We start from the raw sequence: 12,290 nt of genomic DNA, 5'->3' as shown, positions 1-12,290 counted from the left end.
CTACGGTGAACGCGCCGGCGGCACGCGCGGCGGCGGCACCAGCGCGGCCGGCGACGCCAGCCCGGACACGATCGGCCGGATCTGGACCCGGGTCGACAACTTCGCGCTGTGCGGGCCGAGCGACCGCGTCTACACGCTCGACTGCCAGAACGGGCTGGTGAGCTTCGGCGACGGCTACAACGGCATGATCCCGCCGGCCGGCTACAACAACGTGGTGGCCGCCCGCTACGACACCACCCAGGGCCTGCACGGCAACGTCGGCGTCAATACCCTGAGCCTGCTGCGCCCCGGCATCAGCGGCATCGACGCGGTGACCAATCCGTCGGCCGCGCGCGGCGGCGTGGACGGCGACGGCGCCGACGACATCGCGGCGAGCGGCCCGGCCCTGGTCAAGGCCGACGGCTGCGCGGTCGACCTCGACGACCTGGCCGCGCTGGCCGCGCAGGCCAGCCAGCAGGTCGCGCTGGCGCGCGCGATCGAGACGCCGGAGCAGCGGATCCGCATCCCGCTGCTGGCCCGCTCGCTCGACCCGGTGCCCTACACCACGCCGCAGACCATCGAGACGGTCGCCGCCGCGGTGCGTGCGCAGGTGCTGGCCACGCTCGCGCCGCGCATCGATTTCGTCGCGCCGTCCTTCGTGGCGGTCGCGGTGCTCGCGCAGGTCACCGCGAACTGCGCGCCCGACCAGCGCAACGCGCTGCAGCTGACGCTCGCCGCGCAGCTCGCGGCCTTCCTGCAGCCGGTGTTCGGCGGCCCGGCCGGGCAGGGCTGGGCCTTCGGCGAGCCGGTGCGGGCCATGGTGGTGAACCGCTTCCTGCGCCAGTTGCCGGGCGTGACGGCGGTGCAGGCGCTGAGCCTGAACGGCCGCGCCAACGGCGACGTGGCGCTCGCCCCCGACCAGTTGCCGATCGCCGGCGCCATGACGGTGCTGGTCACCGCCGCCACGGGCGGCAGCGGAGCCGCGCGATGAGCTTCGAGCTGCCGCAACTCGACACGCAGACCTACGCGCAGTTGCTCACCGAGCTGGTGCGGCGGATCCCGCAATACACCGACCAGTGGACCGACTACAACGACAGCGACCCGGGCATCACCCTGCTGCAATTGCTGACCTGGATCGGCGAATCGCTGCTCTACCAGGCCGACCGGATCCCGCTCGTCACCGACGAGAACTTCCTGCGCTGGGTGCTCGGCCTGTACTCGGGCACGCCCACGCCGAGCGATCCGCCCTATGCCGCGCTGGCCGACAAGCAGCACGACGCCGACTTCCTCGCGCTGCGCGCCGTGCTCGCGCGCCTGGAGACGGGCCAGCCCACCTCGCGCGCGGCCTTGCAGCGCGAGGTGCTGCTCTACCGCCAGCAGCCCTACATGGCGCTGACGCTGGACGACGCGCGCACGCTCGCGATGCAGGCCAACCCGGTGATCGCCGCGCAGAACGCGCAGCGCGCCAAGGCCAATCCGCCGCTGGCGCCGATGCTGCTGCTGGTGGCCGCCTACGCGCTCACGCACGACCAGGCGATCCAGCTCTACCTGCTCGGCAACGCGCCGCTCGGCTACCAGTACCCGCCCTGGCCGAACACGGGCGAATACCCGGGCTCCACCACCATCGCGCGCCGCCTGCTGCTGCTCGCGCCGCAAAACCAGCAGGACCGGCAGGACCAGACCAGCACCCTGCTCTACAACGTCAACGGCTACCTCGCCCCGCGCGTGCTGGCCGGCAGCACGCTGCTGGTGCAGGCCGCGCAATTCACCTCGATCGACCTGACGCTCGCGATCCGCTGCGTGGCGGGCGCGAAGCTCTCGCCGATCCTCGACGCGCTGGTCTCGCTGCTCTACGACTACCTGCTGCCCACCGGCGGCCCGGCGGGCGGCTGGCGCTACGGCCAGGCGCCCACCGCCGACGACCTGCGCCACCTGGTGCTCGGCGTGCCGGGCGTGGAAGCCATCGACAGCTTCGTCTACACCTACCTGCCGACCATCGTGCTCGGCGAGATGGCCCAGCTCGGCGCCAACACGCTGCTGGCCGCGCTGCCGCCGGGCCGCTCGGCGCAGCGCTACGCGGGGCTGCCGCAGTTGCGCTGCCTCGACATCACCGCCACCGGAGCGAACGGATGAGCAGCCTGCCCTCGGCCTACCTGCGCTACCTGCCGGCGATCTACCAGGACGCCGCGGCGCCCTTCGTCGGCGACTACCTGAAGATCTTCGAGAAGCTGCTGACCGGCATCGACGACGGCGCGCTCGACGGCCGGCGCGGCATCCAGGAGCTGCTGGCGGCGCAGGTGATCGGCAACCTGTTCTACCCGCGCCTGTCCTTCCTGTTCCCGCCGTCGGACACGCAGTTCATGCCGCCGATCTCGGGCGCGACGACCGCCCAGGAACAGCAGATCCTCGCCGACCTGGACCGCTATATCGGCGTGCCCACGCCGCCCGACCCGGCCCTGAAGTTCGCCGGCCAGGGCAGCCGGCCGCCGCCCGAGGCCGCCATCGAGGCCTGGCTCGGCGGCTTCCTGGACTGGCTGGGCGGCTGGGTCGACCTGATCCCCGACGGCAACTGGAGCCTCGACAAGAAGCGCAACGTGATCGCGCAGAGCCTCGCGCTGTACCGCATGCGCGGCACCCCGCAGGGCCTCTCGCTGCTGGTCAACCTGCTGCTCGACCTGCCGATGCAGATCGTCGGCGTCTCGCTGGGCTCGGTCGACGGCGAGAACCCGCCCGATCCGAGCGAAACCCACAAGACGCCGCCCGGCAACATCACGGTCGGCATCTCGAACCCGGCGCCCGCGCTCGGCGCGCCGGCCGCCTGCATCACCGTGGAGGACGACCCCGCCAGCCGCGACGTGTTCGTCCTGCGGGAGAACGACAGCCCGCCCTGGCCGGTGGTGTCGGGCTACGCGCCCTGGGTGTTCGACGTGCTGATCACGCTGCCGAACTACGCGCAGCCCGATTTCCTGCTGACCGCCGGCAACGTGGCGCAGATCCAGCAACTGGTGCGGCAGCTCGGCCAGTTGCTGGAGCGGATCCGGCCCGCCGCGACGCGCTTCCGGATCGGCATCGTGCCGACCCTGCACCTGCTCGACAAGCCGCCCGCGAGGAACCAGGCGGCAAGCTGCGCGACGCTCGGCGTCAACACGCTGCTCGGCAGCGGCGGCGACAAGGCCCATCCATGACGATCCGGCCGCGCCCGGGCCCCCATCACACGAGACCCCTTTCATGAGCACCGACAAGATCCCCTCGGACGTCGCCACCTGCCTGAACTACACCGACGGCATGTTCCTGACCGCCTCCAGCATGGCGATCGAGCAGAACTATTTCTCGAACTGGATCCGGCTGCAGAACCGCTACCTCTACACCCCGGGCGTGCTGTCCGGGCTGCTGCCGACGCAGCAGGGCAATACCGTCAAGGTGGATCCGGGCGCGGGCTTCGACGCGAACGGCAACTTCCTGGTGTTCCCCGGCGACACCGGCAACGTGCTGGCCGCCACCCGGGACTTCGGCGACAGCTACGCCGTCTACCTCTGCTATCCCGACGCGTCCACCGCGATCGACAAGAACAATCCCGACTACGCCAACGAGGCGGCCGTGCTGAAGAACGCCAGCAGCACCAACGCGCCCGACAACGCCATCAAGCTCGCCGAGGTCACGCTGGTGGCCGGCACCACCACCATCGACAAGATCGCGGACGCGCGCAGCGGCGTGAGCAGCCGGCTGCCCGTCACGCTGGGGACCAACCAGCAGGACGCGATGCTCGCCGTGACGCCGCCACCCAACCTGGACGGCCTGCGCCACGGCGCGCAGACGGTCGACACGCGCACGCTGTCCGCGCCGGGCGACAAGGTGGCGGTGAGCGTCAACTACCTGCCCGACGGCTCGCAGGCCTTCAGCGTGCCGCCCACCGCCGTCAACACCAACGTGCTGGGCGAGGTGCCCTATGCCGTCAACGTCACCGCGATCGGCACCTCGTCGTTCCAGATGACGCTCACGGCCATCCTCACGCGCAGCAACACCACGCCGAGCGTGCAGATCGCCTGGTTCGCGCTGCCGGCCGCGCCGGCCCGCGCGGGCTGAGGGAGCCGCGATGAGCACGCCTCCCATCGAGCGTCCCAACTACTTCGCCGGCGAAGCGCTGCTGACCGACGATTTCATCTGCGAGCAGCAGTACCACATGGCGGTGCAGAGCATCAACAACAGCAGCCTCTACACCTACGGCATCGCCTCGGGGCTGGAGGTGCACTGGGATTCCGCCCAGGTGCACGACCAGGTGGACGTGCTGCCCGGCATGGCGATCGACAGCCTGGGCCGGCAGATCATCCTCGGCGCGCAGCAGGTGGTGCGCTTCACCGACATCCAGCCCGGCGCCAGCTACTACCTGACCATCAGCTATGCCGAGGCCTATGCCGACTACACGGTGCAGCCGTCCGGCGTGGCGGGCTACAAGCGCATCGTCTCGCAGCCGCTGATCCAGCCGGTGCTCAACCTCAAGGAGCCGGGGCTCAACATCGTGCTGGCGGTGGTCAGCTTCTCGAGCCTGGGCACCATCAACGCGATCAACTACCGGGCCAGCACCGCCGCGCGCCGCTACGTCAGCTCCACGCTCGGCGGCCTGACCCTGATCGCCGAGGGCGCCGGGCTCAGCGGCAATCCGGTGTCGAGCTCGCAGCCCGCCGCGCTCGACCCGAACGACGCGACCATCTACCCGCGCCTGCTCGCCAGGCTCGACGCCGCCGCGCAGCAGGTCACGCTCGAGATCGCGGCCTCGCGCACCCAGTTCGACGGCGTGCTCAACACGCTCGACAACCTCGGCATCGGCACCAGCCAGCCCCATGCCAACCTCGAGATCCTGCCGCTCGCCTTCGACGGGCCCGGCGCGATCAGCTCGGACGGCCAACTGGTGTCGTTCTCGGCGCCGGTCTCGCCGTTCTTCCAGCCCGGCGACGTGCTGCGCTCGGCCCCGCCCGTCACCCTGCTGCCCGACGGCTCGATGCGCTTCGGCCTGGCCCAGCAGCGCACCATCGTCAAGGCCGAGCCCGACAAGCAGATGGTGACGGTCGACCTGGCCTTCGACCCGCCGCTCGCCTCGATCGGCTACACCTACCAGCGCGCGCTGCTGGCGCGCTTCGGTCTCGACGCGAATGCCAGCCTGCTGGAAGTGGGCATCGACGGCTCGGTCGGCCTGGGCCCGCAGGCCTCGGTCAAGTCCGGCGACGGCACGCCCGGGCGCCATGCGCTGAGCATCGTGCCGAGCGGCCAGGTCGGCATCGGCCTGAACGATCGCGATCCGATCTGCGCGCTCGACGTCGGCGGCCAGATCTCGGCCGCCTCGATCGCCACCCAGTCGCTGGTCGCGCAGGGCGTGGTGCAGGCGCAGAGCTTCGTCGGCAACGGCTCGCAGCTCGAGGGGCTGCAGACCTTGAGCTACTGGACCCGCGAGACCATCGGCACGCCCACCAGCAACCTCTACTACAACGAGGGCAATGTCGGGATCCGCAACAGCACGCCGGCCGGCTCGCTGTCGGTGGGCGGCGGGCAGTCGGTGGTCGGCAACGGCAACATCACCTCGCTGAGCAACAGCGTGATCCAGGGCTACCAGAGCACCTTCACGCAGCAGGTGTCGGTGGGCGACCTGATCTCGATCGGCTCGATCGTGCAGCTCAAGGGCGTGATCAGCGAGATCGTCAGCGACACCGAGCTGGTGCTGCAGCAGCAGTTCCCGCTGATCCTCACCAACTCGGCCTATCAATACGGCGCGGCCGACGGCAGCGCGCCGCAATCGGCGGCCGGCACCATCAGCAGCGAGGGGCGCACCGTCAAGGGCGCCGGCACCAGCTTCACGAGCAAGTGCCAGGTGGGCGGCAGGCTGGTGATCGACAGCTTCCAGCCGAGCACCTCGGTGGCGCAGACGCGCAGCGTGAAGAAGGTCGACACGGCAACCGAACTGAGCATCGACACGGCGTTCGCCCTCGACCTGAAAGACAGCAAGTACTACCTCGGCGATGCCGAGGACCCGTCGCCGGGCACCATCAGCAGCAGCGGCACCACGGTGACGGGCACCGGCACCGATTTCACCAAGCTGCCGGCCGACGCGACGATCCGCATCGACAGCACCAGCGCCCTGCCCGAGAAGATGCGCGTGAAGTCGGTGGACTCCGACACGCAGTTGACCATGATCCTGCCCGACGGCACCCCGATCCAGCCCGACGCGCAGTTGTTCGCGATCACCTCGGTCTACCAGATCACGCCCTCGCTGCTCGCGCACTTCGGCGTGGACCCGAACCCGGACGGCGCCAAGCCGCCCGCCATGCTGGTGGTGACCAACGAGATCAGCGACGCCAACAGCGCCGACCAGCACAACACGGTGGCGATCAACGTGCCGCTCGGCCAGGTGCAGAGCCGTTATGCGCTGCAAGTGGACGGCGACGTGAACTTCACCACCGGCAGCATCGACGCGGACGACCTGACGGTGAAGACACTGACCGCGACGGTCAGCGCCGAGGTGCTGGGCGCCGACAAGCGCGTCCTGTTCCATGCGGGGGAAGCCGCGCCGTCCGGCGCCAAGCCGACCCTGACGGTCGGCGGGTCGGCCGTCACCGTCACCGCGCTGGCGGCCGACAGCGTGACGGCCAGCGGCAACATCACCAGCCAGGCGACCGTGCAGGGCCAGGGCCTGGTGGCCGACACCCTGCAGGCCGGCCCGCTGCAGGTTGCCGCCAACGGCAGCGTCGCCCTGGTCGGCGGCCGCCGCGGCTACAGCCAGAACGACCTGAAGGGCAGCGGCACCGAGGCCAAATTCGAGGATGTCGCGCTGACCGACGGCTTCGTGATGGCCACCATCGGCTCGCCGACCTGGACCTCGAACATGGCCGGCGTGCTGTCCGGCTACACCTTCGACACCGGCGGCAACCAGACCGGCTTCACCTATGCGACCGCGCTGGCCTACCAGATCAGCCAGAGCACCGGCAAGAAAAGCGCGCAGGACATCTACATCCCGGCGCCCGGCTCGTTCACGATGCCGGTGCGCAAGGGCGAGACCTGGCGGGTCCAGCTGAGCTGGATCACGGCGATCGGCGGCCAGCCCGGCGTCGAGTTCTACTGGGTGCCGCTCGGCTCGGGCAGCGCCGGCTCGAACACCGTGGAGGCGGCCGCGGTGCCGCCCGGCGGCGGCATGGCCGCGCAGCTCGAGCGCTCGCTGCAGGACCTGCGCGAAGGCCGCGTCGGCGGCATGGGCGAGGTCTCGCGACAGGCGATCCAGCAGCGCATGGGCGACCTCACGCAGGTGTTCGGCGACGCCACCCACATGAGCCCCGACGCGCAGGCGCGGCAGCGCTTCACCGACGAGCTCGCGAAGATCGTCTGCGCGCCCGACACGGCGCCCGTGCGCTCCACCTCCGACGCCTTCCAGGAGCATGTCGACACCCTGATCGACGCCTTCGAGCAGGCCCTGGCGCGCAGCTTCACGGGCGGTGAGCGCAACCTGCTGGCCGACGGCGTGGCCGCGCTGGTGCGGATCAACGACACCGCCGGCAACCGCGGCGACCTGCAACTGATCCGCCAGAACATCGGCCTGTTCCTGGAGAACGTGCAGAAGGTCCTGAACACGCAATTCGACAACGGACAACTGCGCATGCTCACGCGTGCGCTGGTGCGCCTGGTCGGCGACGGGTCGGGCGCCGATCGTGTGTGAGCGCGGGCGGCCGCACGCCGCCCGCTTTCCGACCCTTGACGGCGCCCGCCGAGGCGATGCGCCGGGCCATTCGAGCCAGCCAACCCGGAGATTACGATGTCGACTCCCGCAGCTACCACGTTTGGAACACGCAGCGCCTACAACCAGGGCAACCTCGACCCGCAAGGCGAGTTCAGCCAGATCGCCGAGACCGACGGCTTCGTGATGGCCACGGTCGGCCAGCCGGCCGCCGGCACCAACTACTTCGGCACCTTCGAGGGCGTCACCACCGCCGGCGGCGCGATCACCAGCTTCGCCTACGCGACCGGCCTCGCCTACCACCTGCCGGCCCAGCAATCGAAAAAGGGGCCGCAGAACGTCTACGTGCCGGTGCCCGGCTCGTTCACGCTGCCGGTGCGCGCCGGCGAGACCTGGACGGTCCGGCTGACCGCCCTGCCGGACATGGTGCAGGCGCCGCAGGTCGAGTTCTACTGGATCCCGATCGAGCACGGCGGCGCGGGCGGCGGCGCGGGCGGCGCGGGCTCGGCCAGCGCGATGGCCGACGCGCTCGCGCGGCTGCGCGCCGACCTGCACTCGGGCGTGCTGCGCGCCTCGATGCTGGCCTCCACCCAGCGCGCCATCGACGGCCGCGTCGACGACCTGATCCAGGTGCTGGGCGACACCGTCAACCCGGCCAGCGGCGAGATCCAGCGCCGTCAGTTCGCATCCGCGCTACGCCGGATCGTGTGTTCGGCCACGCCGCCGGGCGAAGCTGCCGATAATCGCGTGGCGGACGCCGATCTGCACGCCGTGATCGCCGCGTTCGCCGAACTGACCGGCCGCGGCTACACGAGCGAGCAGCGGGCCCTGTTCGCCGACGGCGTGCGCGCGCTGGTGCGGATCAACGACAACGATGCCAATCGTCACGATCTGGTGCTGATCAAGCGCAACGTCGACCTGTTCCTCGACAACCTGCAGGCCGCGCTCGGCCAGACGCTGAGCCACAGCGAACGGCGCCTGCTGACCCGCGCGCTGACGCGCATCGTCGGCGACGGCTCGCAGGGCCAGCCCTGATCGGGCGCGCCTGAACCGCAAGGAAACCGCAGCCATGAACGGTAGCCCCGCCCTCGCCCCGTCCCTCGATTCGCCGCTCGCGCCGCGCCATCTCGCGCTGCTCGACGCGCCCGCCTGCGAGGACTGGGTGATGCGGGTGATGCTGGCGCGCCGCCACTGGCGCCAGCGCCACCCGCTGGTGCCGTTCTACACGCTCGGCCTGGCGGCCTACCTCGACAGCCCGGGCAGCGGCACCGGCCTCTATCGCGACGCGCTCGCGCGCCGCGACAGCAACGCGCTGCTGGCCGGGAAGTTCCAGCCGCTGCTCGATAGCGTGGCCGCCGCGCTGGCCGAAAGCCTCGCCGCGCCGACCATGCTGGCCGAGGATGCCGCCCTGCCCGGTTTCCACATCTACCTGCCGAACCCGGTGTTCGGCGAGCCGGTGGCCAAGGTGCACCGCGACCTGCAGTTCCAGGACGTCTATCCGGCGTCGCGGCCGGCGGCGGGCGACCTCGTCAGCTTCACGCTGTCGCTGTCGACGCCGCCCGGCAGCGGCCTGAACCAATGGGCCGACGAAGCCGGGCAGCCCGAATTCTTCCCGTATCGCGACGGCATGCTGATCGTCCACGACGGGCTCGTGACCCACCAGGCGGTGCTCGCGTGCAACGGCACGGTCGAGCGCATCACGCTGCAGGGGCACGGGATCCGGCGCGACGACGGGCGCTTCGTCCTGTACTGGTAGCGCATCATGAGGAGGCGGCGATGAGCGATCCGAACCACCCGGGCCCGGCAAGGGGGGACGATGCCGAGTTCGAGCACCCGCTGCTCGACGCGGCCGCCGCCGCCGAACTGGTCGAGCGCCTGCTCGACGTGGAAGGGTTCTGGATCGCGCGGCACGCGCGCCTGCCCTTCCACACGCTGGGCGCCACCAACTACTACGACATCACCGCCAACCCGGCGCGGCCTTACGCGCGGCTGGCCGCGCGCTACAACCCGTTCCTGCTGGCCGAGTTCGGCCCGCTCTACGCGGCCGTGGCGGCCGCGCTGCGCGAGCGGCTCGGCCGGCCGGTGGCCTGGCTGGCCGACACGCAGCCCGCCACCGCGCTGCCCGGCTTCCATATCTTCGGCGCCGATCCGGCCTTCGCCGCGCGCGAGGAGCACGACGTGCTGCATGGCGACTGGTTCCGGCAACGCGACGGCGAGGCCTTCCCCGGCAATCCGATCCATGTCGACACCGCGCATCTCGCGCTCGGTCTCGACGCGCAGGCGCGCCAGGCCGGCGACGCGACGCCGCTCGCCACGCTCTCGTTCACGCTGCCGCTGGCGCTGCCCGAAGGCGGCGCCGGCATGCGCCTGTGGGACTTCGGCCACGAGGCCACCTGCCTCGACGATCGCGCGGCGCAGCAGGCGCGCCTGCGCCGCGGCCCGACGCGCGAGCTGGCCTATCGGCCGGGCACGCTGTTCCTGCATTCGGGCACGCGCTATCACCAGGCGCGCGGCTTCCCGGTGCGGCCGGGCCAATACCGGATCACGCTGCAGGGTCACGGCGCCTGGCTCGACGGCGCCTGGCGCCTGTTCTGGTGACGCATCCCTCGAACCCAGCGGAGGCAGCCATGTTCCAGCCCTCGACGGCATTTCCGTTCCTCGCGGCCCTCGAACGCGACTGGCAGGTCGTGCGCGACGAATGCGACGCGCTGCTGCCCGACGAATTCGACGCCTGGCCCGAGCGCGCGCTCTACAACCGCGGCTGGGACGTCTACGGGCTGCATCTGGAAGGACGGCCGATCCTCGAGAACTGCGTGTTCTGCCCCGGCACCGCCGCCCTGCTCGGCGCGGTGCCGGGGCTGCGCCACGCCGGCTTCTCGCGGCTCGCGCCGGGCACCGAGATCGCCCCGCACGTCGGCTACAGCGGCGCGGTGCTGCGGCTGCACCTGGCCCTGCGCGCCGAGGGCGACTGCGCGCTGCGGGTGGGCGGCGAGACGCGGCGCTGGACGCCCGGCCGGGCCTTCGTGTTCGACGATACCGTCGAGCACGCCGCCTGGAACCGCAGCGACGCGCCGCGCATCGTGCTGCTGGCCGACTTCCTCCGGCCCGCCGGGAGCGAACGCCATGCAACTCGCTGAGGCAGCGCCCTATGCCGACAACCTCGCGCTGCTCGATGCCCTGCGCGAGCTCGGCGACAGCCTGATCGAGCGCGCGCTGCTGCGCCGCCAGCTAGACGAGACGGCATCGCGCGAAGGTGCCGCGGCACCGGTGCCCGACGCGGCCGATGCCGAGGGGACGGCCCCCGACCGGCTCGACGAACTGGCGCGGCGGGCCCGTCACGCGGCGCCCTCGTCCGGCCAGTTGGCAAGGCAGCTGGCCGAACTCGACGCGGCGATCGCGCAGCGCCGTCAGCGCCACGCAGCGCGCGCGGCCGCCAGCGTGCGTGCCTGGATCTTCCTGCCGTGGATGCATCTGTGCATGCTGTTCCACCTCGACGCGCGCGACGAGGCGCTGCTGCTCTGCGCGCTGCTGCCCGAGCTCGATCGCCGGTACGAGGCGATCCTGCATGCGCTGGCGGGATCCGGGGATGGCGCCGCTGCCAGGGGCGGCACGCTCGCGCACGAAGGCACGCAGGTGCCGCAGGTGCCTCTGAGCAGCGCCGTGCTGCTCGCCGGCGACGCCTCGATGCCGCCCGAGAGCCTGCTGCAGCGGCTGGGCCGTGACGCCGCGCTGGGCGAATGGGAGCTGGTCGAGCTGGCGCCGGGCACGCGCCTCGGCTCGCTCGCGGGCGGCTACCGGCTGAGCGCGCCGATCGCCGCCTACCTGCTGGCGCGCGCGGCGCCGCAACTGCGGCTCGACGAACCGCTCGCGAGCCTGGCCGCCGAGCCGCCGCTCGACGCCTTGCTGATCGACGCCGAGCCCTTGCGGCAGCTCGCGCGCTTCGCGGCGGTGGTAGATGCCGACGCCGAGCCGGGCAGCTACCTGCTGCATCTGCAGGGCGCCGACCTCGAACGCCTGCCGCAGGTCGCGGCGGCCACCATCGCGCGGCTCGGCATGCACGGCGCGTTGCTCGACGGGCGGGCGATCGTCCGCGCGCACGCCGAGCGGCAACGCAGCCGCGCGGCGCTCGCGACGCAGATGAAGCGGCTGTGCCGCGACGCGCTGCTCTGCAACCGGGTGCTGGTGCTGAGCCATTGCCAGTGGCTGGCCGGCAGCCAGGACGGCGTCGACGACCTGCTCGACGAGCTGCTGCGGCTCGCGCTCGACAGCCAGCGCCTGCTGGTGGTGCTGAACGGCCCGGCGCGGCGCCTGGCCGATCTCGCGCACGGCCATCAGGCGCATCGTGCGATTCCCGCGCTGATCCGCATCGGCGCGCCCGACTCGGCCCTGCGCGCGCGAATCTGGCGGCGTCACCTGCCGGCCTTCGCGTTCGAGGTGGACGAGGCGGTGCTGGCCCAGCTCGTCAACCAGTATCCCTTCACCGAATCGCAGATCGTGATGGCGCTGAAGGATGCCGCGAGCCGCCGGCTGATCGACGGGCCGGACCCTCGCGTGGACGACTCGCCGCCCGGCGCCGCGCCGCTGGCGGTTGCGGCGA

8 protein-coding genes and 2 pseudogenes are annotated in these 12,290 nt (G+C 71.5%); all 10 read left to right on the top strand.

All coding sequences use genetic code 11. The features are described from left to right. Positions 1-970, top strand: a pseudogene (locus F3J10_RS30965) (hypothetical protein); the annotation flags it as partial. Beyond that, on the top strand, positions 967-2,112 hold the full coding sequence (locus tag F3J10_RS30960) for a hypothetical protein (protein WP_167233971.1): 1,146 nt from the start codon (positions 967-969) through the stop codon (positions 2,110-2,112). The pseudogene F3J10_RS30965 and the gene F3J10_RS30960, both read left to right, overlap by 4 nt. Then, a complete protein-coding gene (locus F3J10_RS30955; protein ID WP_167243698.1) occupies positions 2,109-3,164 on the top strand; it encodes a phage tail protein in 1,056 nt (351 codons plus the stop codon). Before F3J10_RS30960 ends, F3J10_RS30955 begins: the two co-directional genes overlap by 4 nt. A 43-nt stretch (positions 3,165-3,207) precedes the next feature. Continuing rightward, positions 3,208-4,062 (top strand): hypothetical protein, encoded by an 855-nt coding sequence (locus F3J10_RS30950; RefSeq protein WP_167243697.1) that lies wholly within the window; start codon positions 3,208-3,210, stop codon positions 4,060-4,062. A gap of 10 nt (positions 4,063-4,072) precedes the next feature. Further along, positions 4,073-7,675, top strand: coding sequence for a hypothetical protein (locus F3J10_RS30945; protein WP_167243696.1), 3,603 nt, complete (start codon positions 4,073-4,075; stop codon positions 7,673-7,675). A gap of 96 nt (positions 7,676-7,771) precedes the next feature. Beyond that, positions 7,772-8,728 carry a hypothetical protein gene (locus F3J10_RS30940; RefSeq protein WP_167243695.1) on the top strand — a complete coding sequence of 319 codons (957 nt, stop codon included), beginning with the start codon at positions 7,772-7,774 and terminating at the stop codon, positions 8,726-8,728. A 34-nt stretch (positions 8,729-8,762) separates the two neighbouring features. Further along, the gene (locus tag F3J10_RS30935) at positions 8,763-9,449 is read left to right on the top strand and encodes a hypothetical protein (RefSeq protein ID WP_167243694.1); all 687 of its coding nucleotides are present in this window, start codon (positions 8,763-8,765) and stop codon (positions 9,447-9,449) included. 20 nt (positions 9,450-9,469) lie between these two features. Then, complete coding sequence (locus F3J10_RS30930) at positions 9,470-10,291, top strand: hypothetical protein (RefSeq protein WP_167243693.1); 822 nt, start codon at positions 9,470-9,472, stop codon at positions 10,289-10,291. A 29-nt stretch (positions 10,292-10,320) separates the two neighbouring features. Continuing rightward, positions 10,321-10,830 carry an aspartyl/asparaginyl beta-hydroxylase domain-containing protein gene (locus F3J10_RS30925; protein WP_167243692.1) on the top strand — a complete coding sequence of 170 codons (510 nt, stop codon included), beginning with the start codon at positions 10,321-10,323 and terminating at the stop codon, positions 10,828-10,830. Next, positions 10,817-12,290, top strand: a pseudogene (locus F3J10_RS30920) (ATP-binding protein); the annotation flags it as partial. The gene F3J10_RS30925 and the pseudogene F3J10_RS30920, both read left to right, overlap by 14 nt.

This window comes from Burkholderia sp. Cy-637, from assembly GCF_011753175.1.
Taxonomy (GTDB): Bacteria; Pseudomonadota; Gammaproteobacteria; order Burkholderiales; family Burkholderiaceae; genus Burkholderia; species Burkholderia gladioli.
Note: the sequence above shows the minus strand (reverse complement) of the source record. Positions and strands in the feature narration are given on the sequence as shown.